Genomic DNA, 22,848 nt, shown 5'->3' on the forward strand with positions numbered 1-22,848 from the left:
CACACTGAGCGCCGAACGCTTCCAGTTGGCTAGGGCTGCGTATTCTACGCATTTCCCGTTTCGCGTCAAGGAGTATTTTCAACTTCTTGCTGCGATTGAATTAAGTGCCATTCTCAACAGAGAGTAACATACTCAATTCAACCTAACTCGCCAGCTTGCTTTCGCTGTCTGCCGTGTCAGTGGATGCGTATTATAGGGAGCAGGAGATTTTGTGCAAGGGCTTTTTAATGAAAAAAGATCGCATGGCGATCTTTTAAACGATGGTGATTCTTTTACGTGCAGAGTGCCGATTAATTGGGCTTTTTACTGCCTTTATCGATAAAACCTTGGATTAATGAGACAGCTTTGGCATCGTCCCAATCGACATAAGATCGAACAAAAGCTATCAATTGGCCCTGTTGATCGAGAATAAATGTCGCTGGAATCGTATCGAGCGGAAAAACATCCCCAAGACTTTGTGGCTGATCGTAGTAAGAGTTGAAATTTGGCATACCTAACGAGTTTAAGAACGGTTGAACCTGTTGCTTACCTTCTGCATCAATAGAGATAGGTAATAGTACGAAGTCTTCAGCTTTGAACTTAGTCGCTAGCCTTTCGATTGCTGGCAGCTCCCTTACACAGGGTGGACACCAGGTCGCCCACATGTTCACCATAATGATCTTACCTTTAAATTGACTGAAGTCGATGGTTTTACCATCGACGTCATTAAAGGTGACAGGCTCTATTGGGAAAGTCTTTGGCAAGACATTGATCAAATCAACGGTTGATTCCATCGGTTTAATCGTTTGCTGCATGCCGGGGTACGCATGCGCGACCCCACCAGCAAGTAACGAAAAGAGCGATGACAACATTAATGCCGTTATGACTTTATGCTTCATTTAGTATTACGCTTTAGCAAGGAATCTAACTCACGCTGATCTTCTTCGCTAATTTCATTCGGCACATTACCGCTGATGCGTTGTTTACGAATGAAGATAAAACCAATCACTAGCCCAATGAGTAACAAGCCAACGGGACCTAACCAAAGAATGTAGGTCTTGGTTTCCATCTTAGGCTTATAGAGTACAAACTCACCGTAACGGCTGGTCATAAACTCGATGATCTCATCATCTCCTTTGCCTTCGTCTACCATCTTGAACACTTCAAGACGCAGATCGCGCGCAACCGGTGAGTTTGAGTCGATCAAGTTTTGGTTTTGACACTGTGGGCAACGTAGTTCATGAGCCAAAGACAAACCGCGCTTTTGATTTTCAGGCGTTTTGAATTCGTAAGTATCAACCGGTGTTGCCATAACGGCGGTCGTCATGCTGAATAACAGCACTAGACTACTAATGATTTTTGTCAGCGTTCTCATGATGCGCCATCCTTCGCCGCTTCAGCTTGTAATTGTTGGATCATAGGGTAAAGGGTTTCGCTCCATACGCGTTGGTCGATTGGACCCGCATAACGGAAGCGGATAATACCGTTGTGATCAACCACAAAACTTTCAGGTGCACCATAGACGCCAAGGTCTAATCCTAAACGGCCATCTTTATCATAGATATTGACGTTGTAGGGGTCGCCCTGACGCTTCAACTCTTCTAATGCGGGAGCACGCTCATCGCGATAGTTGATCCCGTAAATTGGCAGAAGATTTTTACGCTTTAGCATCACTAAGAAAGGATGCTCATATTTACAAGATGGACACCAAGTCGCCCACACATTAAGTAATGACACCTTACCTTTTAATTGCTCATTCGTAATGATCTCAGCTGGTGTCTCTAAGCGTTCCAGTTGGAAAGCCGGAATAGGCTTTCCTTCCAGTGCCGAATCCAATTGCTGCGGATTCAGGAATAAACCTTTATATAGAAACACCCCCATGGCGAGAAATATGACCAATGGGATAAACAGAACCAACTTCTTCATACATTCCCCAATTATTGAGCCGTTGCCAATTTTGCCTTTTCGGCCGAAGGCGCGATGGCTGCAGTGACTTTCGCACGGTAACGTTTATCCGATGCCGCGAAGAATCCACCAATCATCATGAAAATTGCCCCAAACCATAACCAACGCACGAACGGCTTGTAGTTCAAACGAACCGCAAATTCAGTGCTGGTAATTGGATCGCCCATGGTCACATATAAGTCACGGAATAGACCCCAGTCGATACCCGCTTCTGTCATGTCCATAGTACGCACATTATATTGACGACGGTCTGGCTTGAGTAATGTCAGCAACTCATCACCTTTGTAGACTTCTATCTGTCCCTGCATTGCAGTGTAGTTAGGACCCACTACGTTTTTGGTCTCGAGATACTTAAAGGTATAACCCGCAAGCTCTTGGCTAATACCAGGTCCCATGCGAACACTTTTCTCAATCGAGTAATTCGACACCATAGTGGCGCCAATTACAGATACAGCAATACCAAGATGCGCGAAGATCATACCCAGCTGACTACGGCCCATACGGCTGATGCTGATATCACCTTCTTTCGACTTGACCATATTATAGGCCGCTCTAGCAGTCGCCAGGATAATCCAAGCCGCTGCCGCGATACCAAAGGCAACCCAAGTATTGAATACACCATCGACGATAAATGGCGTCACAATACCGATAGCCGCAGCAATCATTGCAGGGATCAATAGCTGACGCTTAAGCTCGCCTGCTTTCGATTTTTTCCAACGGATAATTGGACCAATACCCATAAAGCCGAATAAGACTAATACGATAGGCACAAACACAGCGTTGAAGTATGGAGGTCCTACAGAAATTTTACCCATGCCGAGTGCATCGATGAGCAATGGATAGAGCGTACCCAATAGCACAGTACCTGCGGCAACGGTCAGTAACACATTACAGACCAGTAGCATGGTTTCTTTAGACTTCAGCTCGAAACGGGCTGGACTGCTCATTTCACTGGCGCGGAAGGCAAACAGTGTCAATGAACCACCAATCGCTAAACCAAGTAACAACAGAATAAACATACCGCGGCTTGGATCGGCTGCGAATGAATGCACTGAGGTTAATACGCCAGAGCGAACAATAAAGGTACCAAGCAAACTTAAAGAGAAAGCGAAGATAGACAGTAATACCGTCCAGTTACGGAAGGCGCCGCGTTTCTCGGTCACAATCAAAGAGTGAACCAGCGCAGTACCCACTAACCAAGGCATGAAAGAAGCGTTCTCAACAGGATCCCAGAACCACCAACCGCCCCAGCCTAATTCATAATATGCCCACCAAGAACCTAACGCGATACCTCCTGTTAGGAAGATCCAAGCGGCTAAGGTCCAAGGACGCGTCCAACGAGCCCATGCAGAATCGAGACGACCGCTCATCAGCGCGGCAATCGCAAATGCAAAACTCACCGAGAAACCCACATAACCTAAATACAGCATAGGTGGATGGAAGATTAATCCCACATCCTGCAGCATTGGGTTCAAGTCACGGCCTTCGGCAGGGATCGGGAACAAACGTTCGAATGGACTAGAAGTAAGTAACATGAATAAGCTAAAGCCAATCACGATCAGCGCTAATACTGCCAGTACACGCGCAGTAAACACTTCCTCTAAACCTTTACTAAATAAGGCAACCGCTGCAGCCCAAGTCGATAAAGCAAACACCCAGAACAACAGTGACCCTTCATGACCGCCCCATACGGCCGAAATCTTAAAGAAGATAGGTAACTGAGAATTAGAGTGATGTGCCACATAGGCGACTGAGAAATCATCGACGGCAAAGCTATAGGCCAGCACGACAACCGATACAGTGATAAAAAAGAACATTCCGTACGTTAACGGCCAAGCATACCTAACAAGGTATTGATCTTTACGGGCAACACCTATTAGGGGGACGCTGATTAATAAGAAGGCAAAAGCCACCCCTATTATCAGCGCAAAGTGTCCAAGTTCTGGGATCATGGGTTTTCCTCAGTCTTCAATAATATGTTGATTTAGAAAGACTCTATCTCAACGCACAACATGTCATTCACGCAAATGCACGAAATTTTGCTCATTTTAGTATTTGCTATTGTTCCTGTCTGCCTCTTTCGTACAAAACTGGGTTACTTGTCTCATTCTCAATTTTAGAGGCTGATGAAAGTCACGGAAGAGGCTCAGTTCTGCATGTGACCGACAAATGACACTTAAGTTTCATACAAAATTTACAAGAAGAATCAATTTGTGAACCAGTGCCCAACTATAAGCTTTCAGTACTGGGATTACCTTATATTACTGTTCAATGAACAATCTTTACGTATAATCTTGCTTCCAAGCCTAGCGGTTACTCCGCTTTCTGCAAACTAAAGTGAATATAGAAACAATGACGACATTTTGGATTTTTATTGCGCTTGTTATGTTAGTCGGCCTTATGCTGATTTGGATCCCGCATTTCAGACAGCAGAAGTTGCTGAAAACTGAAGAAGCTGGAGTTCGTAAACAAACGAACCTTGAATTGTTCAATGAGCGCCTGGGCGTTCTTGAAAAAGAATTAAGCGAAGAGTTACTGGATCAAGCCGAATTCGATGCATTGAAAAAAGAGCTTGAAATCAGTCTACTCCAAGACATCAAACAAGCGAGCGATGATTCACTGGTCAACCAAATCAAGCCAAAGACGATTCTGTGGCCGTCGATCATGTCAGTTTGTTTGATTGTTATCTCAGGCTATCTCTATCAGCACTTAGGCGCCTTTGAGAATATTGAAACTGCCCAGCAACCTGCCAATCCCCATGCGGGAATGGATACGGCTCAAATCATGATGCAACGCGTGCAGATGATGGAGGCTCAAATTAAAGCCGAACCAGAGAACAGCCAACTGTGGTTCAGCTTAGGCCATGCTTATGTATCGGCAAACCAATATGATAAAGGGATTGCGGCTTTTGATAAAGTAATCGAATTGGTCGGAAAACATGCAGAATTGCTCGGTCCCAAAGCGACAGCTATGTATTACAAAGCGGGTCAACAAATGACACCGCAAATCCAAGCGATTATCGATGAATCTTTAGCTATGGATGCTCAAGATCCTTCAACGTTATTACTTGTAGGTATGGATGCCTTCTTTACGGCTGATTACAAGAAAGCCATCGCCTCTTGGCAAACTATCCTTGATAGCGATCGTGCCGATGTTGATCGCGCAGCCCTAATGAATGCTATCGAAACGGCTAACTTACGTATGCAGTCTGAAACGGCGGGCATGCCAAATGATGAAGCCCATAAGCAAGTGAAAGCAAGTGCGACCAAATCAGTCAATGTCACTATATCTATCTCTGCAGAACTTGCCGCTAAAGCCAGCCCTGAAGATACTATCTTTATCTTTGCCCGTGCAACTGAAGGACCAAAAGTCCCATTAGCGGCGACCAAAGTCAGTGCTAAGTCGCTCCCAATTACGGTGACATTAGATGACAGCAGCGGTATGGGTGGTGATAAGAAGTTGAGTGACGCTACCAATGTGGAAGTGATTGCTGTGCTTTCTAAACACGGTAATATCAAACCACAAGCTGGCGATCTTCAAGGTAAGATCAGCACAGTCGCTGTCGGCGATACCGCCAACCTAGTACTTGATACCCAAGTGCAATAAACCCAGTTTATTGCAGACATAAAAAAACCGGCTTTGGCCGGTTTTTTATTAACACTGAAAAAATTACTGAGCTTTAGACATAAACTCGATAGCTGCTTTGTAATCTTCGTCAGTACAATCGGTACACATACCGCCTGGTGGCATTGCGTTTAGACCAGTTTTCACACTGTGCAGTAGAGTATCCATACCCTTAGCTAAGCGTGGTTCCCATTCTGCAGCGTTATGCGCTTTTGGAGCACCAGCAACACCCATGCTGTGGCATACGGTACATGCCTTGTTGAAAATAGCTTCAGCTTCTTGAGCTGATACGTTGACTGACATAGTCAAAGCAGCGACTGCAGTCATTGCTAACAGTTTTTTCATGTTCAATGTTCCTAATGCAAATACGTACAAAGCTCGGCGCTGCCCTTACTTAGGCAGACTCATTATAGCCGACTAAGATTACTACAAACTTCAAGAAATCTCATCTTTTTGTGATTAGAATCTCAACACAAAATGAATCAGGCGACAAGGGTGACAAATTCGTTAATATATTAGCAAGTCGTAAAAAAGTTCGATAAATATTGCGGTTATTGGAACCACATCATATTGCTGACATCTAGTGCAAACCAAGGGTAAACCCCCAATAACGTTTGTGTTAGAATAACTTGTGTTTCCTTCCGGCTTGAGATAGAGGGTTCAGTGACAAATATAACTAAAGAAACCACATTAGTGTCAGCCAGCAAGCTGACCTGTATCCGCGAAGAACGCATCCTTTTTGATGAGTTAAGTTTTGATATTAATGCCGGTGATATTGTTCAAATTGAAGGCCCTAACGGCGCGGGCAAAACCAGTTTATTACGCATATTGGCAGGTCTTTCTCGCCCCTATGCCGGACAAACCTTTTACAGAAATGAAGACATAAACCGCAGCCGTGATGAATACAATGAAGATCTCTTGTATCTCGGCCATTTAGCGGGAGTGAAATGCGAGCTTACCGCCGAAGAAAACCTTAATTTCAATTTAAGAATCAGTGGCTATGATGACTTTGATACCTCAGCCATTTTAGCCAAAGTGAACTTAACTGGTTTTGAAGAGGCGCTTGCCGGACATTTATCCGCAGGCCAGCATCGCAGAACTGCGCTATCTAGATTGTGGCATAGCAATTGTAAAATTTGGATCCTTGACGAACCTTTTACCGCGATCGATAAAAAAGGCGTCGAAGAGCTGGAGCAATTATTTATTCAGCATGCGGATAATGGCGGGTGTGTGATCCTCACAACTCACCAAGATATGGGCATTATCAAAGATGATAGGCTTCGTAAAATTCGTCTAGATTATCGCTTCATATAAGGTCAGGCTAAATGAAAAGAGGCATCAGTTTTACCCAGGCATTTTTCACCTTGCTGCAGCGAGATCTTAAAATTGCCATTCGTCACCGCGGCGACATTTTTAACCCACTGCTATTTTTTATTATGGTTGTGACCTTATTCCCTCTGGGAATTGGCCCAGAGCCACAAATGTTAGCCCGTGTGGCTCCCGGGATAATTTGGGTTGCAGCGTTATTAGCCTCTATGTTGTCACTTGAAAGACTGTTCAAAGCGGACTTTAGTGATGGCAGCTTAGAGCAAATGTTATTGAGCCCACAGCCATTAGCCATTCTGGTATTAGCCAAAGTGTTAGCCCATTGGATTTTAACCGGTGTGCCACTGATTATTATTGCGCCACTGTTAGCGGTGCTACTCAATTTAGATGGCAATAGTTATGGTGCGTTAATATCGACCCTTGCGCTAGGCACGCCAGTATTGTCGCTATTAGGTGCCATTGGTGTGGCATTAACCGTCGGCCTTAGAAAAGGTGGCGTGTTACTCAGCTTACTTATTTTGCCCTTGTATATTCCGGTTCTCATTTTTGCAACGAGTGCCATAGACGCGGCAGGAATGAATTTACCCTATGACGGCCAGCTCGCTATAATAGGCGCTATGCTGGTCGGATCGTTAACCTTAGCACCTTTTGCAATTGGTGCATCTCTGCGAGTGAGTACTAACTAAAATGTGGAAATGGTTACACCCTTACGCGGATCCTGAACGCGCATATAAGTTATCAGGAACATTATTTCCATGGTTTGCGATCCTAGCAGGTCTGTTTATTGCTGTAGGCACAACATGGGGATTAGCCTTTGCGCCGACGGATTACCAACAGGGTGATAGCTATCGCATTATCTTTATCCATGTCCCCGCGGCCTCTATGTCGATGGCAGCTTACATGGGTATGGCGACAGCAGCCTTTATCGGTTTAGTGTGGCAGATCAAACTTGCCGACTGGGCTGCGGCTTCGATTGCGCCTATCGGTGCAGTAATCACCTTTATTGCCCTCTTTACCGGTGCTGCATGGGGTAAACCTATGTGGGGCGCTTGGTGGGTATGGGATGCACGCTTAACCTCTGAGCTAGTATTACTGTTCCTATATCTAGGTGTTATCTCACTCTATGCCTCATTTGAGGATAAAGTGCTCGCGGCTCGTGCTGCAGGGATCCTAGCGATCGTGGGTGTAATTAACATCCCTATTATCAAATACTCAGTTGAATGGTGGAGCTCATTACATCAGCCATCAACTATCCGCATTACCGAGAAATCGACTATGTCGACGGAAATGCTCTATCCACTGTTAATCAATATGCTTGGCTTCGGTCTCATGATTGGTGCCATCACTATTGTGCGATTCAGAGCAGAAATTTTAGCAAGAAATGGCATGCGCCCTTGGGTGCGTGAACTAGCTAAGGCTGAGGAGGTCAAATAATGCAATTCGATTCAATCAGTGATTTTTTTAATATGGGCGGCTATGCATTCTATGTGTGGCTATCCTACGGAGTGACCTTCTTCTGCCTCTCGACGCTTATCATTACCAGCGCACGCCAAAAGCGTAAGGTGTTAATTGAGATAGCGAAGAAGATGGATAGAGAAGAACGCCTAAAAGAAACTAGGAGTACTAAATCGTGAACCCAAGACGCAAAAAAAGACTGACGTTAGCAGTGGCATTAATCGGTGGTGTTGCCGCGATTACTTCGCTTTTGCTTTATGCGCTGAACTCCAACTTAAACTTATTCTATACACCGTCTGAAATTGTCCACGGCAAAACAGATACTGGCGTCAAACCAGAAATTGGCCAACGCATTCGTGTCGGCGGCATGGTAACAGTCGGTTCTATGGTGCGAGACCCTAAGAGCTTACATGTGCAGTTCGCAGTGCATGACTCTCTAGGCGGCGAAGTACTGGTCACCTATGACGATCTACTGCCCGATCTATTCCGTGAAGGACAAGGTATTGTGGCGCAAGGCGTGCTAAGTGCTGATGGTAAGCTAGAAGCGACTGAAGTACTGGCTAAGCATGATGAAAACTACATGCCGCCAGAAGTTGCCGAAGCCATGGGCCAAAAGCACGAAAAGTTGGATTACAGCCAACAAAAGGCACCAGACACTAAGTAAGCGATTGATGAAGTAGCAACAGCATACACAATAAGCCTCCTAGCCTAATAACTAGTGAGGCTTTTTTATTATCTCAATCTAGATAATTAAAGGTGAACTATACTCAAGGCAGCTTCTAAACCTAAGACTGCGTATGATTCAAATAAGACAACTAAACTCTAGTTTGCAACACATTCTAAGCTTCCTGATTATCTGCTTGGTAGGCATCTCTCATGAAGCCAATGCAGCTAAAGTCGTTGTCATCGAAAGCTATCATCAAGGCTATCAATGGGACCAAGAATATAGCCGAGCGATTAATGACACGCTCAGCCCTTTACACGATGTTAGCTATTTCGAAATGGATACCAAGCGCATACCAAAGGAGCAATTTGCCGAAAGAGCTGATTTAGCGTGGAAGTACATCCAAAGCCAAGTACCTCAACTGGTTATTCTCGCCGATGATAATGCGGTTAACCTGTTACATCAGCGCCTCAATGACAGCTTAATCCCTGTCGTATATCTCGGGGTGAATATGAACCCAAGGGCCTATCATCTCAACGAGCACAAGCGATTTACAGGGGTCATAGAAAGACCGCTGCTACGACGCTCTCTGCTGCTCATTCAACGCATACTCCCACAGACTATACACCGCAAAATACTCGTGCTGTTCGATCAAGGTGTGACTTCAGACTCAGCCGCAGAATACATCAGCAAGCAACACTCTAGTATTTTGGGTGATATCGAAGTGAATCTGGTGCAATTGTCACAGCTAGCAGATTGGCAGCAACAGGTATTGACGGCGAAGGAGCAAGGCTATAACGCCATTGTCGTGGCGCTCTACCAAACAGTGAGGGATGCAGAAAATCGTTCTGTGGATGCGGATCAGCTCCTAAAATGGATATCAGAACATACACCGGTACCGAATTTCGGATTTTGGGGATTTAGCGTCTCCTCCGAGGGCAATATTGGAGGTTACGTACTCGATGGCTATCATCATGGCGAATTAGCAGCGAATATAGCGTTAAAAATACTGGCTGGCGAGAAACCCGAAAACATCTTTCCAGTGACGGATGATCTTGGGAAATACATGTTTAGTCAGCAAGGGTTGGCCAAATGGAATATATCCCTACCGAAAGACATAGAGAAAAATACTCTTTGGGTGAAGTAACGAAAAAAAGACATAAAAAAGCCGGGCATTGCCCGGCTTTTTAAAAGTGTAACCTTAATTACTCAGCAGCTTCAACATCAACAGCTTGAGCAGCTTCTGGACGGCCAACTAGCTCGATGTAAGCCATAGGGGCTTTATCACCAGCACGTAAACCGCACTTAAGGATACGGGTATAGCCACCAGGACGTTCCTGGTAACGTGGACCCAACTCAGTAAATAACTTACCAACGACTTCAGCGTCGCGAGTACGTGCAAACGCTAAACGACGGTTTGCAACGCTGTCACTCTTAGCAAGTGTTATCAGAGGCTCAACTACGCGACGCAGTTCTTTCGCTTTAGCCACAGTTGTCTTGATGATCTCATGACGAACTAGTGAACCGGCCATGTTGCGAAACATGGCTTGGCGATGACTGCTGTTACGGTTTAGTTGACGACCACTCTTACGATGGCGCATGACCTAATCCTTATAACCTAAATCTGTACAAACCTGAGACTTATAGGTCGTCTGCTAAACTAGCTGGAGGCCAGTTTTCCAAACGCATACCTAACGACAGTCCGCGAGAAGCTAAAACGTCCTTAATTTCAGTAAGAGACTTCTTACCTAAGTTAGGGGTCTTCAGCAACTCAACTTCAGTGCGCTGTACCAGATCTCCGATGTAATGAATCGCTTCGGCTTTCAAGCAGTTAGCCGAACGTACAGTTAGCTCTAAATCGTCGACAGGACGCAGCAGAATCGGATCGAATTCCGGCTTCTCTTCTTTCAGCTCTGGCTCAGTCACGTCACGTAATTCAACAAACGCATCTAGCTGTTCAGCTAAAATTGTTGCAGAACGACGGATAGCTTCCTCAGGATCGATAGTACCGTTTGTGGTCATATCGATAACGAGTTTATCTAAGTCAGTACGCTGTTCTACACGTGCTGCTTCTACATTGTAGGCAATACGCGCAACTGGCGAGAAAGAAGCATCAACCAGCAAGCGGCCGATTGGGCGATCATCGTCTTCAGTCTGTGCACGAGCAGATGCTGGTACATAGCCACGACCACGCTCAACGCGAATACGCATGCTGATATCATTGTTACCTGTCAGGTGACAGATAATATGATCAGGATTCACGATAGTGACATCACCATCATGCGTGATATCTGCTGCGATGACAGGGCCTGCGCCGGACTTGCTCAACGTAAGCATAGCCTCGTCTTTACCCTCGATAGTCACTGCTAACCCTTTCAGGTTTAACAAGATCTCAAGGATATCTTCTTGAACGCCTTCCTTACTGCTGTATTCGTGCAGTACACCGTCAATCTCGACTTCGGTAACCGCGCAGCCGGGCATAGACGACAATAGGATGCGACGCAACGCGTTACCTAAAGTGTGGCCGAAACCACGCTCAAGTGGTTCCAATGTAACCTTGGCACGTGTTGAGTTAACCTGCTCGATATCAACGAGACGCGGTTTAAGAAATTCTGTAACAGAACCCTGCATTGTGTCCTCTCTTGTTTGTTAGCCTTACTTAGAGTAAAGCTCGACGATCAGCTGTTCGTTAATTTCCGCAGACAAATCGCTACGTTCTGGAACGCGCTTGAAAGCACCTTCCATTTTCGCATTGTCGACTTCAACCCATGTAGGCTTCTCGCGTTGAGCTGCCACTTCTAAAGCCGCTTTAATACGAGCTTGAGTACGTGACTTCTCGCGGATGCTCACAACATCATTCGCAGACACTTTGAATGATGGAATGTTAACAACACGACCGTTAACCATAATTGATTTATGGCTTACTAGCTGACGTGATTCTGCACGAGTTGCACCGAAGCCCATACGATAAACGACGTTATCAAGACGGGTTTCTAAAAGCTGAAGCAGGTTTTCACCTGTGTTGCCTTTAGTACGTGCAGCATCTTTGTAATAGTTACGGAATTGTTTTTCTAACACACCGTAAATACGACGAACTTTTTGTTTTTCGCGTAACTGAGTACCGTACTCTGACAAACGTGGCTTACGAGCGCCATGTTGTCCAGGTGCAGTTTCCAGTTTACACTTTGAATCGATTGCTCTCACACCGCTTTTTAAGAAAAGGTCTGTACCTTCTCGGCGGCTGAGCTTGAGCTTGGGACCCAAGTATCTTGCCATGATCTTTCTCCAACTATCCTAACGAAACGGCGTTATACACGACGCTTTTTAGGAGGACGACAACCATTATGAGGGATCGGCGTCACATCGGTAATGTTGGTAATTTTATAACCAACAGCGTTCAGCGCACGAATGGCTGACTCACGACCTGGACCTGGACCCTTCACAAACACTTCAAGGTTTTTTAAACCGTAGTCTTGAGCAGCAGCACCTGCACGCTCAGCAGCCACCTGTGCAGCAAATGGAGTAGATTTACGTGAACCACGGAAACCTGAACCACCTGAAGTAGCCCATGACAACGCATTACCTTGACGATCTGTAATGGTGACAATAGTGTTGTTGAAAGAAGCATGGATATGAGCCATGCCATCTGCAACCTGTTTACGTACGCGCTTACGCGGAGAACGTGACGGAACTTTAGCCATTGCTTTACCTTCCCGTTACTTTCTAATAGGTTTACGTGGACCTTTACGCGTACGCGCATTGGTCTTAGTACGTTGCCCACGGAGAGGCAGGCTACGGCGATGGCGGAGACCACGATAACAACCAAGATCCATAAGACGCTTGATGTTCATTGAAATCTCACGACGTAAGTCACCTTCTACAATGTATTTGGCGACTTCTTCGCGTAGTATATCTATTTGAGCTTCGCTCAATTCCTTGATCTTAGCAGTTTCAGCGATTGCTGTAGCCGCGCAGATTGCTCTAGCGCGAGTACGGCCGATGCCGAAAATAGCAGTCAATGCGATGACTGTATGCTTTTGATCAGGAATGTTAATGCCAGCGATACGGGCCACTATGCACTCCTTAAAGTTAAAGGCCAACTGCGAAAAGCCCGAAAGGATACTCGACAGTCAACAGATTTGCAAACTAAATTTTGTTCAGCCCAATTCATGGGCTGAACAAATTACTTTTTAGCCTTGACGCTGTTTGTGTTTTGGTTCAACACAGATAACGCGTACAACGCCACTACGCTTGACGATCTTGCAGTTACGGCAGATCTTCTTCACGGAAGCTCGAACTTTCATTTCATCACTCCGTAAAGCTACTTAGCGACCAAAGCGATCTAAATTCGCTTTGTTTACTAGGTTAGCTTTCTTCATCACAGACTCATACTGATGAGACATCATATGCGTCTGAACCTGAGCCATGAAGTCCATGATCACGACTACCATAATTAGTAGTGAAGTACCGCCAAAATAGAACTGTACTTTCCACGCGATTAACATGAACTCCGGAATTAAGCAGATAAAGGTTATGTATAACGCGCCTGCCAATGTCAAACGGGTCATAACTTTATCAATGTAACGCGAAGTCTGTTCTCCAGGACGGATCCCAGGGATGAATGCGCCACTCTTCTTCAAGTTATCTGCTGTTTCGCGTGGGTTAAATACCAACGCAGTATAGAAGAAACAGAAAAAGATAATCGCTGTTGCATATAATAATGAGTAAAGCGGTTGTCCAGGCGACACAGCCAGTGAAAAATCACTTAACCATGACATGGATTCATTTTGACCGAACCACTGAGCCAGTGTTCCAGGGAACAAAATGATGCTTGACGCAAAAATTGGCGGAATAACACCTGCCATGTTTATTTTAAGCGGTAAGTGGGTACTTTGCGCAGCGAACACCTTACGGCCCTGCTGACGCTTAGCATAGTTAACGACGATACGACGCTGACCACGTTCCACAAACACTACAAAATAAGTCACAGCAAACACAATTACCGCGAGCAACAACAATACTAACACATTCAAGTCACCTTGACGCGCCTGCTCAGCCGTTTGGCCGATAGCGGAAGGTAATCCAGCAACAATACCTGCGAAAATCAAAATCGAGATACCGTTACCTATACCACGTTCGGTAATCTGCTCACCCAGCCACATAAGGAACATCGTTCCCGTCACCAAGCTCACAACCGCAACAAAGTAGAACCCAAATCCAATGTTGACCACAAGGCCTGGCACTAAGTTTGGTAACCCGGTTGCAATACCGACCGACTGGAATGTACCCAGCACTAAGGTACCCCATCTGGTATATTGACTGATTTTCTTACGTCCTGATTCGCCTTCTTTTTTCAATTCAGCGAGTGCAGGATGCACGACAGTCAACAATTGCATGATAATCGATGCCGAAATATACGGCATGATACCTAATGCAAAGATAGAGGCACGCGAAAGGGCGCCACCCGAGAACATGTTAAACATGCCCAGGATGGTCCCTTTTTGCTGAGCAAACAGCTCTGCTAATACAGCTGCGTCAATACCAGGAATTGGCACAAACGAACCGGCTCTAAAGACGATAATCGCACCAATCACGAACAGGAGGCGAGCTTTCAATTCTGAAAGTCCACCTTTCGCGCTTTTTAAATCAAGTCCTGGTTTTGCCATCGACGTATTATTCCTCGATCTTACCGCCGGCAGCTTCAATAGCTGCACGTGCACCTTTGGTTACCTTCAGACCTTTAACAGTCACAGGGCGCTCAATGGTACCTGAAAGAACAATTTTCGCAAACTGGATGTTGCGAGTTATAACATTCGCATCTTTCAGAGCGTTTAAGTCGATAACATCACCGTTAACTTTTGCCAGTTCGAGTACACGAACTTCAGCTGTTACCATAGCGCGACGCGAGGTAAAACCAAATTTAGGTAAACGGATTTTAAGTGGCATTTGACCACCTTCAAATCCTGGGCGTACACCGCCACCAGAACGAGACTTTTGGCCTTTATGACCACGACCCGCTGTTTTACCTAGACCTGAGCCCATACCACGGCCTACACGCTTTGGTGCATGCTTAGAGCCTGCAGCTGGAGATAGAGTATTTAAACGCATCTATTAATCCTCCACCTTAACCATGTAGTAGACCTTGTTGATCATACCGCGAACTGAAGGAGTATCTTCTAATTCAACAGTGTGACCAATGCGACGCAAACCAAGACCCGTTAGGGTTGCACGGTGCTTCGGTAAACGACCGATACCGCTTTTAGTTTGAGTAACTTTTACAGTTTTAGTTGCCATGGTGCATTACCCCCGAATTTCGTCAACATTCAGGCCACGCTTAGCTGCGATTTGCGAAGGTGACTTCATGTGCACCAAAGCATCGACAGTCGCGCGAACGATGTTGATCGGGTTAGTAGAACCGTATGCTTTTGACAGAACGTTATGAACGCCTGCTACTTCCAATACGGCACGCATTGCGCCACCGGCAATAATACCAGTACCTTGTGATGCAGGTTGCATGTACACAAGAGAACCAGTATGACGACCTTTAACTGGGTGATGCAGAGTACCTGCATTCAACTCAACGGTCACAATGTTACGACGAGCTTTTTCCATAGCTTTTTGAATCGCTGCTGGAACTTCACGTGCTTTGCCATAGCCATAGCCAATCTTACCGTTACCGTCACCCACTACTGTCAGTGCTGTGAAGCTAAAGATACGACCGCCCTTAACTACTTTAGAAACACGATTAACTGCAATCAATTTCTCTTGCAGATCGTCTTTTTGCTGAGCTTCTAATTTAGCCATTTTATAACCCCTTAGAACTTCAGGCCAGCTTCACGAGCTGCATCTGCTAAAGCAGCTACACGACCGTGATACTTGAAACCAGAACGATCGAACGCAACTGAAGTTACGCCTTTTTCGATCGCGCGCTCAGCAACAAATTTACCTACTGCTTTCGCTGCGTCTACGTTACCGGTACTCTTCAGTAGCTCTTTAACCGCTTTTTCTACGGTTGAAGCAGCTGCCAACACCTGAGCTTCAGGATTGATCACCTGAGCATAAATGTGACGCGGTGTACGATGTACAACCAGACGGTTCACGCCCAGCTCTTGGATCTTCTTACGAGCGCGAGTAGCGCGACGTAAGCGAGATGTTTTCTTATCCATATCGCGTTACCTACTTCTTCTTAGCCTCTTTACGGCGTACTACTTCGTCGTCATAGCGAACACCCTTGCCTTTATATGGCTCTGGTGGACGGTATCCGCGAATCTCAGCAGCGACTTGGCCAATTAACTGTTTATCAACGCCACGTAGGACGATGTCAGTTTGGCTAGGGCACTCTGCAGTAACGCCTGCGGGCAGTTTGTGTACTAACGGATGAGAGAAACCTAAAGTAAGGTCAATGTCAGAACCGACGAGTTTCGCACGGTAACCAACGCCAACTAACTTTAATTTACGCTCAAAACCTTGAGATACACCAACAACCATGTTGTTTACTAATGCACGAGTTGTACCAGCCTGTGCCCAAGCGTTAGAAACGCCTTCAACAGGGAGGAACTTAACTACGCCAGCTTCAATAACAACATTGACCGCATTGTTGATCACTCGAGTCAGACTACCTTTTCCGCCTTTGACGGTAAGGGTCTGTTCGTTCAAGGTCACCTCTACGCCAGCTGGAATAGATACTGGTGCTTTTGCTACACGAGACATTCCTAGCTCCTTAAGCTACGTAGCAGATAACCTCGCCACCCATGCCTGCAAGGCGGGCGGCACGATCAGTCATCAAGCCTTTAGAAGTGGACACAATTGCGACACCCAGACCGCCCATCACCTTTGGAAGTTCGTTTTTACCTTTGTAAATACGAAGACCAGGGCGACTTACACGCTGGATAGTCTCAACGACTGGTTGGCCTTGGAAATACTTTAAAGTAACTTCCAGTTCAGGCTTGGCTTCATCTGCTACGGCGTAATCAGCGATATAACCTTCATCTTTAAGTAGTTTCGCAATTGCGACTTTCAACTTAGCTGAAGGCATCTTCACCGATACGTGGTTAGCAGCTTGGCCGTTACGAATACGGGTTAACATATCCGCAATAGGATCTTGCATGCTCATATTAGCTTACTCCGTGACAAGTGCTTACCAGCTGGCCTTACGCAGGCCAGGAACTTCACCACGCATGGTTGCTTCACGTAATTTGATACGGCTTAAGCCGAATTTACGTAAGAAGCCATGAGGGCGACCAGTTTGATTACAACGATTGCGTTGACGCGCAGCGCTGGAATCACGTGGTAGAGCTTGCAGCTTAAGTACCGCATCCCAACGATCTTCGTCAGAAGAAGCTGGACTTGCAATGATAGTCTTAAGAGCCGCACGCTTTTCAGCGTACTTGGCCACGAGCTGTGCACGTTTAGCTTCACGTGCTTTCATTGATGTTTTTGCCATTACGCTACCCTTATTTCTTGAATGGGAAGTTAAAAGCGTCTAACAAAGCACGACCTTCTTCATCATTCTTCGCAGTAGTAGTGATAACAATATCCATACCACGAATCTTATCGATTTTATCGTAATCGATTTCTGGGAAGATGATCTGCTCACGCACGCCCATTGCGTAGTTACCACGGCCGTCAAACGCTTTAGCGCTTAAGCCACGGAAGTCACGAATACGTGGGATTGCGATATCGACTAAACGCTCTAAGAATTCCCACATACGCTCACCGCGTAGGGTAACTTTACAGCCAATAGGGTAGCCTTCACGGATTTTAAAACCAGCAACTGACTTACGAGCTACAGTCACTACTGGTTTTTGACCAGCGATTGCAGTCATATCACGGACAGCATGGTCCATGATTTTCTTGTCTGCAACAGCTTCGCCAACACCCATGTTTAGGGTGATTTTCTCAATCCGAGGGACTTGCATGACACTGGTATAACCGAACTTTTTAGCAAGTTCAGCGACAACAGTCTCTTGGTATTTATCATGCAGTTTCGCCATCGTTTACTCCAATTACTTAACGAGTTCACTGTTCGATTTGAAGAAACGAACTTTTTTGCCGTCTTCAAAGCGGAAACCAACGCGATCAGCTTTGCCAGTGGCAGAGTTGAAAATCGCTACATTTGATGCTTGTATCGGTGCTTCTTTCTCAACAATACCGCCAGCTACGCCCAATTGTGGGTTTGGCTTTTGGTGTTTTTTGACAAGATTGATGCCTTCAACAATCAATTTACCAGTAGGAAGGACTTGAGAAACTTTTGCACGTTTACCCTTGTCTTTACCTGCTAATACAATCACTTCGTCTTCACGACGTATTTTAGCTGCCATTTTGAAGCTCCTTACAGTACTTCTGGTGCCAGCGAGACAATTTTCATAAATTGCTCATTACGCAATTCACGTGTCACTGGTCCAAAGATACGAGTACCAATCGGCTGCAGGTTGTTGTTCAAAAGAACAGCTGCATTCCGATCGAAGCGAATGACAGAACCGTCTGGACGACGTACGCCTTTCTTAGTACGGACTACCACCGCGTTATACACATCGCCTTTCTTCGCTTTAGCGCGAGGAATCGCTTCTTTAACAGAAACTTTGATGATGTCGCCGATACCGGCATAACGACGATGAGAGCCACCCAAGACCTTAATACACTGAACTCTGCGTGCGCCGCTGTTACAAGCAACGTCAAGAGTCGATTGCATTTGGATCATTTTAAGTGCTCCGCTATCGTTACTACACAATTCCCACTATGGGACAATAAAAACACTCATTTTTGCTATTAATTTAGTCAAAAATGGCGCGCAAATATAACACCATAAAAGTGGAATGTATAGTATTAAAAAACAAACGGCCCCACATTCTGGAGCCGTTTACCTAAATACCTAATTAACTTAGGCCTTTGATACTACTTCAACCAGGGTCCAAGACTTAGTCTTAGACAAAGGACGACATTCGCGAATCGCTACTAAATCGCCTTCATTGCACTGATTAGTTTCGTCATGTGCATGGATCTTCGTCGTACGCTTAATGTATTTCCCATAAATTGGGTGTTTCACTTGGCGTTCGATAGCAACAGTAATGGACTTGTCCATTTTGTTGCTAGTTACACGACCCTGCAAAGTACGGATTTTATCAGACATTATGCACCCGCCTTAGAAGTAATAATGGTCTTAACGCGCGCAATGTTACGGCGCACCAATTTCAGTTGATTAGTCTGAGTCAACTGACCAGTGGCGTGTTGCATACGCAGGTTAAACTGCTCACGCAGCAGACCAAGTAGTTCAGCGTTCAGTTCTTCAACGCTTTTTTCTCTCAGTTCGCTCGCTTTCATTACATCACCGTCTTAGTTACGAAGGTAGTCTTAATTGGAAGCTTGGCAGCAGCCAAAGCAAACGCTTCACGAGCGATCACTTCAGAAACACCATTCATCTCATAAAGAACCTTACCAGGTTGAATCTGACATACCCAGTATTCAACGTTACCTTTACCTTTACCCATACGCACTTCAAGAGGCTTAGAGGTAATCGGCTTGTCCGGGAAAACTCGAATCCAAATTTGTCCCTGACGCTTAATGTGACGTGTCATGGCACGACGTGCAGATTCGATCTGACGGGCAGTTAAACGGCCACGGCCGACTGCTTTCAGACCAAAAGTACCAAAGCTAACTTCGGTACCGTTCGCTAGACCGCGGTTGCGGCCTTTGAACATCTTGCGAAACTTCATACGTTTAGGTTGCAGCATTGCCGGCTCTCCTATTTACCACGAGGCTTGCGCTTAGGTTGCTGCTGCTTCGGTTCTTCAATCTGTGGCAGCATTCCATCTAGAACTTCACCTTTGAAGATCCAAACTTTAACGCCAATCACACCGTATTGGGTGTGACTTTCAGATGTAGAATAGTCGATATCAGCACGCAAAGTATGTAAAGGTACACGACCCTCACGATACCACTCGTCACGCGCAATCTCAGCTCCGCCTAAACGGCCACTAACTTGTACTTTGATACCTTGAGCACCAATACGCATTGCGTTTTGAACTGCGCGCTTCATAGCACGACGGAACATTACGCGACGCTCTAATTGCTGTGCAATTGAGTCAGCAACTAATTTGGCATCTAGCTCAGGTTTACGGATCTCAGCGATGTTAATTTGAGCAGGAGTGCCAGCAAGTTTTGACACTGCAGCACGCAATACTTCAACGTCTTCACCTTTCTTACCGATCACAACACCTGGACGGGCAGTGTGAATGGTAACGCGGATGCTTTTCGCTGGACGCTCGATAACAATCTTAGATACTGAAGCAGCTTGTAATTTCTCTACAAGAAACTTACGCACTTCCCAGTCGCTGTTCAGGTTACTTGCGTAATCTGATTTATCTGCGTACCAGGTAGAGATCCAAGGCTTGGTGATACCCAGACGGATACCATTAGGATGTACTTTCTGTCCCATTGCTCTCTCCTAGCGATCTGATACAACCACAGTAATGTGGCTGGTACGCTTCATGATACGATCAGCGCGGCCTTTAGCACGTGGCATGATACGCTTCATAGTCGGGCCTTCATCTACGAAGACGGCTCCTACTTTAAGCTCATCAATATCCGCGCCTTCGTTGTGTTCGGCGTTTGCGATAGCTGAGTCAAGTACTTTTTTAACCAGTACGGCGGCTTTCTTGGGGCTGAAAGTCAAAATTTCGAGTGCCTTAGCAACAGGCAAACCACGAATTTGATCAGCAACCAGACGGGCCTTCTGCGCAGACGTACGGGCAAAACGATGTTTAGCTAAAACTTCCATCTTATTCCTCCCGTATTAACGCTTCTTCGCTTTCTTATCAGCGGCATGGCCACGATAAGTGCGAGTTGGTGAAAATTCACCAAGTTTGTGGCCGATCATTTCGTCAGTTACGAACACAGGAACGTGCTGACGACCATTATGGACAGCGATGGTCAAACCAATCATATTTGGAATGATCATAGAGCGACGTGACCAAGTCTTAATAGGCTTTTTGTCACCGGCTTCCATCGCTTTCTCTACCTTCTTCAGCAAGTGCAGGTCAATGAAGGGACCTTTCTTGAGAGAACGTGGCATGGCGAATCCTCTTACTATTTATTACGACGACGTACGATGTACTTGTCAGTGCGCTTGTTACTACGAGTTTTATAACCCTTAGTTGGCACACCCCATGGAGTCACTGGGTGACGACCACCAGAAGTACGGCCTTCACCACCACCGTGTGGATGGTCTACTGGGTTCATTGCAACACCACGTACTGTAGGGCGTATGCCTCTCCAGCGTTTAGCACCTGCTTTACCTAACTGGCGTAGCATGTGTTCGGCATTACCAACTTCACCAAATGTCGCGCGGCAATCAACTGGCACTTTACGCATTTCGCCAGAGCGAAGACGTAGAGTGGCATATGCGCCATCACGAGCAACAACTTGTACATAAGCACCTGCAGAACGAGCGATCTGAGCACCTTTACCAGGCTTCATTTCAACTGCGTGAACTACAGAACCTACTGGGATGTTGCGCAGTGGCATAGCGTTACCGGTTTTGATCTCGGCAGCAACACCAGACTGGATCTTATCGCCAGCTTGCATGCCTTTGGCAGCAAGAATATAACGACGTTCACCATCCGCATACAGTACTAACGCGATGTTAGCTGTACGGTTTGGATCGTATTCCAGACGCTCAATCTTTGCAGGGATACCATCTTTATCGCGTTTGAAGTCGATTAGACGATAATGCTGCTTATGACCACCACCTACGTGACGGACAGTGATACGGCCAGTATTGTTACGGCCACCACTTTTAGATTTTTTCGCCAACAGGCCAGCAAAGGGTTTACCCTTATGCAGGTCAGTGTTCACCACTTTAACAACGTGGCGACGACCTGGAGAGGTTGGCTTACACTTAATAACTGCCATGATAATTCTCCTTTGCTTACTCAGCGCCGCCGACGAAATCGATGTCAGCACCAGCAGCTAGAGTTACATAGGCTTTTTTCCAATCGCTACGACGACCAGTACGGCCACCAGTGCGTTTAGTTTTGCCTTTGCTTACTAAAGTGCGAACTGAATCAACTTCAACTTCAAATAGCTTAGCAACAGCAGCTTTAATTTCAGCCTTAGTTGCATCGATAGCTACGCGGAAAACAACAGTGTTGTGCTTCTCAGCGTTCACAGTGCTCTTTTCAGAGATGTGTGGAGCGAGAATAACTTTTAGCAAACGTTCTTCGCGGATCATCATGCTAGCATCTCCTCGATTTGCTTCACTGCGTCAGCAGTCACAAGCACAGTGTTGAACGCGATCAGACTAACTGGGTCAAGACCCGCTACGTCACGAACGTCAACTTTGTACAGGTTACGAGCTGCTAAGAATAAGTTCTCATCAACTTCTGCAGTCACAATCAGAACGTCTTCAAGGTTCATTGCTTTCAATTTAGCTTTCAGCTCTTTAGTTTTAGGAGCTTCAACACCGAAAGATTCAACAACAACCAGACGCTCTTGACGTACCAATTCAGACAGAATGCTTTTCAGCGCGCCGCGGTACATCTTTTTGTTAACTTTTTGGCTATGATCTTGGGTTTTAGCAGCGAATGTTACGCCACCGCCACGCCAGATTGGGCCTTTAACAGAACCAGCACGAGCACGGCCAGTTCCTTTTTGGCGCCAAGGCTTTTTGCCTGAGCCAGTTACTTCCGCACGAGTCTTTTGAGCACGAGTGCCCTGACGCGCGTTTGCAGCGTATGCTACAACTACCTGATGAACCAGTGCCTCGTTAAAGTCACGGCCGAAGGTAGTTTCGGAAACTTCAAGAGCGCTTTGCGCGTCTTTCAATACCAATTCCATTA

The 22,848-nt window shown here is 45.9% G+C and carries 38 protein-coding genes; 7 read left to right on the forward strand and 31 right to left on the reverse strand.

The window, feature by feature from the left end; all coding sequences use genetic code 11:
* Positions 1-290: 290 nt before the first annotated feature.
* Genes MO387_RS18550 through MO387_RS18565 form a run of 4 tightly spaced genes read right to left on the reverse strand, consistent with a single transcriptional unit; the run spans position 291 to position 3,896 of the window.
* Entirely contained in the window at positions 291-878 is a 588-nt protein-coding gene (locus tag MO387_RS18550) for a TlpA disulfide reductase family protein (RefSeq protein ID WP_107949750.1), read from the reverse strand.
* A complete protein-coding gene (nrfF, locus tag MO387_RS18555; protein ID WP_107949752.1) occupies positions 875-1,354 on the reverse strand; it encodes a heme lyase NrfEFG subunit NrfF in 480 nt (159 codons plus the stop codon). Before nrfF ends, MO387_RS18550 begins: the two co-directional genes overlap by 4 nt.
* Positions 1,351-1,905 carry a DsbE family thiol:disulfide interchange protein gene (locus tag MO387_RS18560; protein WP_006079711.1) on the reverse strand — a complete coding sequence of 185 codons (555 nt, stop codon included), beginning with the start codon at positions 1,903-1,905 and terminating at the stop codon, positions 1,351-1,353. The genes nrfF and MO387_RS18560 overlap by 4 nt, the downstream gene beginning before the upstream one ends.
* An 11-nt stretch (positions 1,906-1,916) precedes the next feature.
* Positions 1,917-3,896: a heme lyase CcmF/NrfE family subunit gene (locus MO387_RS18565; protein ID WP_107949755.1), complete on the reverse strand. Its 1,980-nt coding sequence runs from the start codon at positions 3,894-3,896 to the stop codon at positions 1,917-1,919.
* 400 nt (positions 3,897-4,296) lie between these two features.
* Here MO387_RS18565 and ccmI point away from each other — a divergent pair, with 400 nt between their 5' ends.
* Complete coding sequence (gene ccmI / locus MO387_RS18570) at positions 4,297-5,550, forward strand: c-type cytochrome biogenesis protein CcmI (RefSeq protein WP_107949756.1); 1,254 nt, start codon at positions 4,297-4,299, stop codon at positions 5,548-5,550.
* Between the two features lie 63 nt (positions 5,551-5,613).
* On the opposite strand, the gene MO387_RS18575 is transcribed toward ccmI, so the two are convergent.
* Positions 5,614-5,913 (reverse strand): c-type cytochrome, encoded by a 300-nt coding sequence (locus tag MO387_RS18575; RefSeq protein WP_006086491.1) that lies wholly within the window; start codon positions 5,911-5,913, stop codon positions 5,614-5,616.
* Positions 5,914-6,231: 318 nt separating this feature from the next.
* Between MO387_RS18575 and ccmA the strand changes: the two genes are divergently transcribed.
* From ccmA to MO387_RS18605, 6 genes are all read left to right on the forward strand, one after another.
* A complete protein-coding gene (gene ccmA / locus MO387_RS18580; RefSeq protein WP_071940703.1) occupies positions 6,232-6,882 on the forward strand; it encodes a cytochrome c biogenesis heme-transporting ATPase CcmA in 651 nt (216 codons plus the stop codon).
* Positions 6,883-6,893: 11 nt separating this feature from the next.
* Positions 6,894-7,580, forward strand: a complete 687-nt coding sequence (ccmB, locus tag MO387_RS18585; RefSeq protein WP_006079706.1) for a heme exporter protein CcmB — start codon at positions 6,894-6,896, stop codon at positions 7,578-7,580.
* A gap of 1 nt (position 7,581) precedes the next feature.
* Complete coding sequence (locus MO387_RS18590; protein ID WP_006079703.1) at positions 7,582-8,328, forward strand: heme ABC transporter permease; 747 nt, start codon at positions 7,582-7,584, stop codon at positions 8,326-8,328.
* Positions 8,328-8,528 carry a heme exporter protein CcmD gene (gene ccmD, locus MO387_RS18595; RefSeq protein WP_011982116.1) on the forward strand — a complete coding sequence of 67 codons (201 nt, stop codon included), beginning with the start codon at positions 8,328-8,330 and terminating at the stop codon, positions 8,526-8,528. Before MO387_RS18590 ends, ccmD begins: the two co-directional genes overlap by 1 nt.
* Entirely contained in the window at positions 8,525-9,013 is a 489-nt protein-coding gene (gene ccmE / locus MO387_RS18600; RefSeq protein WP_006079699.1) for a cytochrome c maturation protein CcmE, read from the forward strand. The genes ccmD and ccmE overlap by 4 nt, the downstream gene beginning before the upstream one ends.
* Before the next feature lie 196 nt (positions 9,014-9,209).
* Positions 9,210-10,160, forward strand: a complete 951-nt coding sequence (locus MO387_RS18605; protein ID WP_234420973.1) for an ABC transporter substrate binding protein — start codon at positions 9,210-9,212, stop codon at positions 10,158-10,160.
* 58 nt (positions 10,161-10,218) lie between these two features.
* On the opposite strand, the gene rplQ is transcribed toward MO387_RS18605, so the two are convergent.
* From rplQ to rplD, 26 genes are all read right to left on the reverse strand, one after another.
* Positions 10,219-10,614 carry a 50S ribosomal protein L17 gene (rplQ, locus tag MO387_RS18610; protein ID WP_006083573.1) on the reverse strand — a complete coding sequence of 132 codons (396 nt, stop codon included), beginning with the start codon at positions 10,612-10,614 and terminating at the stop codon, positions 10,219-10,221.
* A gap of 40 nt (positions 10,615-10,654) precedes the next feature.
* Complete coding sequence (rpoA, locus tag MO387_RS18615; protein WP_006083574.1) at positions 10,655-11,644, reverse strand: DNA-directed RNA polymerase subunit alpha; 990 nt, start codon at positions 11,642-11,644, stop codon at positions 10,655-10,657.
* 24 nt (positions 11,645-11,668) lie between these two features.
* Positions 11,669-12,289, reverse strand: a complete 621-nt coding sequence (rpsD, locus tag MO387_RS18620; RefSeq protein ID WP_006083575.1) for a 30S ribosomal protein S4 — start codon at positions 12,287-12,289, stop codon at positions 11,669-11,671.
* 32 nt (positions 12,290-12,321) lie between these two features.
* Positions 12,322-12,714, reverse strand: a complete 393-nt coding sequence (gene rpsK / locus MO387_RS18625; protein WP_006083577.1) for a 30S ribosomal protein S11 — start codon at positions 12,712-12,714, stop codon at positions 12,322-12,324.
* Positions 12,715-12,729: 15 nt separating this feature from the next.
* Positions 12,730-13,086, reverse strand: a complete 357-nt coding sequence (gene rpsM, locus MO387_RS18630; RefSeq protein ID WP_006083578.1) for a 30S ribosomal protein S13 — start codon at positions 13,084-13,086, stop codon at positions 12,730-12,732.
* Between the two features lie 117 nt (positions 13,087-13,203).
* Positions 13,204-13,317 carry a 50S ribosomal protein L36 gene (gene rpmJ, locus MO387_RS18635; protein ID WP_006083579.1) on the reverse strand — a complete coding sequence of 38 codons (114 nt, stop codon included), beginning with the start codon at positions 13,315-13,317 and terminating at the stop codon, positions 13,204-13,206.
* Between the two features lie 21 nt (positions 13,318-13,338).
* Positions 13,339-14,679: a preprotein translocase subunit SecY gene (gene secY / locus MO387_RS18640; RefSeq protein ID WP_006083580.1), complete on the reverse strand. Its 1,341-nt coding sequence runs from the start codon at positions 14,677-14,679 to the stop codon at positions 13,339-13,341.
* A gap of 7 nt (positions 14,680-14,686) precedes the next feature.
* Positions 14,687-15,121 (reverse strand): 50S ribosomal protein L15, encoded by a 435-nt coding sequence (gene rplO, locus MO387_RS18645; RefSeq protein WP_006083581.1) that lies wholly within the window; start codon positions 15,119-15,121, stop codon positions 14,687-14,689.
* 3 nt (positions 15,122-15,124) lie between these two features.
* The gene (gene rpmD / locus MO387_RS18650) at positions 15,125-15,307 is read right to left on the reverse strand and encodes a 50S ribosomal protein L30 (protein WP_006083582.1); all 183 of its coding nucleotides are present in this window, start codon (positions 15,305-15,307) and stop codon (positions 15,125-15,127) included.
* Positions 15,308-15,313: 6 nt separating this feature from the next.
* Positions 15,314-15,817, reverse strand: coding sequence for a 30S ribosomal protein S5 (gene rpsE / locus MO387_RS18655; protein ID WP_006083583.1), 504 nt, complete (start codon positions 15,815-15,817; stop codon positions 15,314-15,316).
* An 11-nt stretch (positions 15,818-15,828) separates the two neighbouring features.
* On the reverse strand, positions 15,829-16,179 hold the full coding sequence (gene rplR, locus MO387_RS18660; RefSeq protein ID WP_006083584.1) for a 50S ribosomal protein L18: 351 nt from the start codon (positions 16,177-16,179) through the stop codon (positions 15,829-15,831).
* 10 nt (positions 16,180-16,189) lie between these two features.
* Positions 16,190-16,723 carry a 50S ribosomal protein L6 gene (gene rplF, locus MO387_RS18665; protein WP_006083585.1) on the reverse strand — a complete coding sequence of 178 codons (534 nt, stop codon included), beginning with the start codon at positions 16,721-16,723 and terminating at the stop codon, positions 16,190-16,192.
* 10 nt (positions 16,724-16,733) lie between these two features.
* A complete protein-coding gene (rpsH, locus tag MO387_RS18670; protein WP_006083586.1) occupies positions 16,734-17,126 on the reverse strand; it encodes a 30S ribosomal protein S8 in 393 nt (130 codons plus the stop codon).
* 24 nt (positions 17,127-17,150) lie between these two features.
* Positions 17,151-17,456: a 30S ribosomal protein S14 gene (rpsN, locus tag MO387_RS18675; protein WP_006083587.1), complete on the reverse strand. Its 306-nt coding sequence runs from the start codon at positions 17,454-17,456 to the stop codon at positions 17,151-17,153.
* A gap of 10 nt (positions 17,457-17,466) precedes the next feature.
* Positions 17,467-18,006: a 50S ribosomal protein L5 gene (gene rplE / locus MO387_RS18680; RefSeq protein WP_006083588.1), complete on the reverse strand. Its 540-nt coding sequence runs from the start codon at positions 18,004-18,006 to the stop codon at positions 17,467-17,469.
* 12 nt (positions 18,007-18,018) lie between these two features.
* Positions 18,019-18,333 (reverse strand): 50S ribosomal protein L24, encoded by a 315-nt coding sequence (gene rplX / locus MO387_RS18685; RefSeq protein ID WP_006083589.1) that lies wholly within the window; start codon positions 18,331-18,333, stop codon positions 18,019-18,021.
* 11 nt (positions 18,334-18,344) lie between these two features.
* Positions 18,345-18,713: a 50S ribosomal protein L14 gene (gene rplN, locus MO387_RS18690; RefSeq protein ID WP_006083590.1), complete on the reverse strand. Its 369-nt coding sequence runs from the start codon at positions 18,711-18,713 to the stop codon at positions 18,345-18,347.
* A gap of 180 nt (positions 18,714-18,893) precedes the next feature.
* On the reverse strand, positions 18,894-19,142 hold the full coding sequence (rpsQ, locus tag MO387_RS18695) for a 30S ribosomal protein S17 (RefSeq protein WP_006083591.1): 249 nt from the start codon (positions 19,140-19,142) through the stop codon (positions 18,894-18,896).
* Positions 19,142-19,333, reverse strand: a complete 192-nt coding sequence (rpmC, locus tag MO387_RS18700; RefSeq protein WP_006083592.1) for a 50S ribosomal protein L29 — start codon at positions 19,331-19,333, stop codon at positions 19,142-19,144. The genes rpsQ and rpmC overlap by 1 nt, the downstream gene beginning before the upstream one ends.
* Positions 19,333-19,743 (reverse strand): 50S ribosomal protein L16, encoded by a 411-nt coding sequence (gene rplP, locus MO387_RS18705; RefSeq protein ID WP_006083593.1) that lies wholly within the window; start codon positions 19,741-19,743, stop codon positions 19,333-19,335. Before rplP ends, rpmC begins: the two co-directional genes overlap by 1 nt.
* Positions 19,744-19,754: 11 nt before the next feature.
* Positions 19,755-20,447 carry a 30S ribosomal protein S3 gene (gene rpsC, locus MO387_RS18710; protein WP_006083594.1) on the reverse strand — a complete coding sequence of 231 codons (693 nt, stop codon included), beginning with the start codon at positions 20,445-20,447 and terminating at the stop codon, positions 19,755-19,757.
* A gap of 9 nt (positions 20,448-20,456) precedes the next feature.
* Complete coding sequence (gene rplV, locus MO387_RS18715; protein WP_006083595.1) at positions 20,457-20,789, reverse strand: 50S ribosomal protein L22; 333 nt, start codon at positions 20,787-20,789, stop codon at positions 20,457-20,459.
* A gap of 15 nt (positions 20,790-20,804) precedes the next feature.
* On the reverse strand, positions 20,805-21,083 hold the full coding sequence (gene rpsS, locus MO387_RS18720) for a 30S ribosomal protein S19 (RefSeq protein ID WP_006083596.1): 279 nt from the start codon (positions 21,081-21,083) through the stop codon (positions 20,805-20,807).
* Between the two features lie 14 nt (positions 21,084-21,097).
* Entirely contained in the window at positions 21,098-21,922 is an 825-nt protein-coding gene (gene rplB / locus MO387_RS18725; RefSeq protein ID WP_006083597.1) for a 50S ribosomal protein L2, read from the reverse strand.
* Between the two features lie 16 nt (positions 21,923-21,938).
* Complete coding sequence (gene rplW, locus MO387_RS18730) at positions 21,939-22,241, reverse strand: 50S ribosomal protein L23 (RefSeq protein ID WP_025008843.1); 303 nt, start codon at positions 22,239-22,241, stop codon at positions 21,939-21,941.
* The gene (gene rplD / locus MO387_RS18735) at positions 22,241-22,846 is read right to left on the reverse strand and encodes a 50S ribosomal protein L4 (protein WP_006083599.1); all 606 of its coding nucleotides are present in this window, start codon (positions 22,844-22,846) and stop codon (positions 22,241-22,243) included. Before rplD ends, rplW begins: the two co-directional genes overlap by 1 nt.
* Between the last annotated feature and the right edge of the window lie 2 nt (positions 22,847-22,848).

It is taken from the genome of Shewanella sp. N2AIL, assembly GCF_022690845.1.
Classification (GTDB): domain Bacteria; phylum Pseudomonadota; class Gammaproteobacteria; order Enterobacterales; family Shewanellaceae; genus Shewanella; species Shewanella baltica.

Coding starts and splice junctions, on each gene's coding strand:
- MO387_RS18575 (WP_006086491.1), bottom strand. CDS start 5,913: ATGAAAAAACTGTTAGCAATGACTGCAGTCGCTGCTTTGACTATGTCA.
- rpoA (WP_006083574.1), bottom strand. CDS start 11,644: ATGCAGGGTTCTGTTACAGAATTTCTTAAACCGCGTCTCGTTGATATC.
- MO387_RS18560 (WP_006079711.1), bottom strand. CDS start 1,905: ATGAAGAAGTTGGTTCTGTTTATCCCATTGGTCATATTTCTCGCCATG.
- rplF (WP_006083585.1), bottom strand. CDS start 16,723: ATGTCTCGTGTAGCAAAAGCACCAGTATCTATTCCAGCTGGCGTAGAG.
- MO387_RS18590 (WP_006079703.1), top strand. CDS start 7,582: ATGTGGAAATGGTTACACCCTTACGCGGATCCTGAACGCGCATATAAG.
- rpsN (WP_006083587.1), bottom strand. CDS start 17,456: ATGGCAAAAACATCAATGAAAGCACGTGAAGCTAAACGTGCACAGCTC.
- ccmD (WP_011982116.1), top strand. CDS start 8,328: ATGCAATTCGATTCAATCAGTGATTTTTTTAATATGGGCGGCTATGCA.
- nrfF (WP_107949752.1), bottom strand. CDS start 1,354: ATGAGAACGCTGACAAAAATCATTAGTAGTCTAGTGCTGTTATTCAGC.
- rpsQ (WP_006083591.1), bottom strand. CDS start 19,142: ATGTCTGATAAAATCCGTACTTTGCAGGGTCGTGTAACTAGCAACAAA.
- rplX (WP_006083589.1), bottom strand. CDS start 18,333: ATGGCAGCTAAAATACGTCGTGAAGACGAAGTGATTGTATTAGCAGGT.
- rpmJ (WP_006083579.1), bottom strand. CDS start 13,317: ATGAAAGTTCGAGCTTCCGTGAAGAAGATCTGCCGTAACTGCAAGATC.
- secY (WP_006083580.1), bottom strand. CDS start 14,679: ATGGCAAAACCAGGACTTGATTTAAAAAGCGCGAAAGGTGGACTTTCA.
- MO387_RS18565 (WP_107949755.1), bottom strand. CDS start 3,896: ATGATCCCAGAACTTGGACACTTTGCGCTGATAATAGGGGTGGCTTTT.
- rpsC (WP_006083594.1), bottom strand. CDS start 20,447: ATGGGACAGAAAGTACATCCTAATGGTATCCGTCTGGGTATCACCAAG.
- rplV (WP_006083595.1), bottom strand. CDS start 20,789: ATGGAAGTTTTAGCTAAACATCGTTTTGCCCGTACGTCTGCGCAGAAG.
- rplN (WP_006083590.1), bottom strand. CDS start 18,713: ATGATCCAAATGCAATCGACTCTTGACGTTGCTTGTAACAGCGGCGCA.
- rpsS (WP_006083596.1), bottom strand. CDS start 21,083: ATGCCACGTTCTCTCAAGAAAGGTCCCTTCATTGACCTGCACTTGCTG.
- rplE (WP_006083588.1), bottom strand. CDS start 18,006: ATGGCGAAACTGCATGATAAATACCAAGAGACTGTTGTCGCTGAACTT.
- rplB (WP_006083597.1), bottom strand. CDS start 21,922: ATGGCAGTTATTAAGTGTAAGCCAACCTCTCCAGGTCGTCGCCACGTT.
- rplR (WP_006083584.1), bottom strand. CDS start 16,179: ATGGATAAGAAAACATCTCGCTTACGTCGCGCTACTCGCGCTCGTAAG.
- rplW (WP_025008843.1), bottom strand. CDS start 22,241: ATGATCCGCGAAGAACGTTTGCTAAAAGTTATTCTCGCTCCACACATC.
- rplQ (WP_006083573.1), bottom strand. CDS start 10,614: ATGCGCCATCGTAAGAGTGGTCGTCAACTAAACCGTAACAGCAGTCAT.
- rplP (WP_006083593.1), bottom strand. CDS start 19,743: ATGCTGCAACCTAAACGTATGAAGTTTCGCAAGATGTTCAAAGGCCGC.
- rpsH (WP_006083586.1), bottom strand. CDS start 17,126: ATGAGCATGCAAGATCCTATTGCGGATATGTTAACCCGTATTCGTAAC.
- rpsD (WP_006083575.1), bottom strand. CDS start 12,289: ATGGCAAGATACTTGGGTCCCAAGCTCAAGCTCAGCCGCCGAGAAGGT.
- rpsK (WP_006083577.1), bottom strand. CDS start 12,714: ATGGCTAAAGTTCCGTCACGTTCTCCGCGTAAGCGCGTACGTAAACAG.
- rpsE (WP_006083583.1), bottom strand. CDS start 15,817: ATGGCTAAATTAGAAGCTCAGCAAAAAGACGATCTGCAAGAGAAATTG.
- ccmB (WP_006079706.1), top strand. CDS start 6,894: ATGAAAAGAGGCATCAGTTTTACCCAGGCATTTTTCACCTTGCTGCAG.
- rplD (WP_006083599.1), bottom strand. CDS start 22,846: ATGGAATTGGTATTGAAAGACGCGCAAAGCGCTCTTGAAGTTTCCGAA.
- MO387_RS18550 (WP_107949750.1), bottom strand. CDS start 878: ATGAAGCATAAAGTCATAACGGCATTAATGTTGTCATCGCTCTTTTCG.
- ccmI (WP_107949756.1), top strand. CDS start 4,297: ATGACGACATTTTGGATTTTTATTGCGCTTGTTATGTTAGTCGGCCTT.
- rplO (WP_006083581.1), bottom strand. CDS start 15,121: ATGCGTTTAAATACTCTATCTCCAGCTGCAGGCTCTAAGCATGCACCA.
- rpmC (WP_006083592.1), bottom strand. CDS start 19,333: ATGAAAGCGAGCGAACTGAGAGAAAAAAGCGTTGAAGAACTGAACGCT.
- rpmD (WP_006083582.1), bottom strand. CDS start 15,307: ATGGCAACTAAAACTGTAAAAGTTACTCAAACTAAAAGCGGTATCGGT.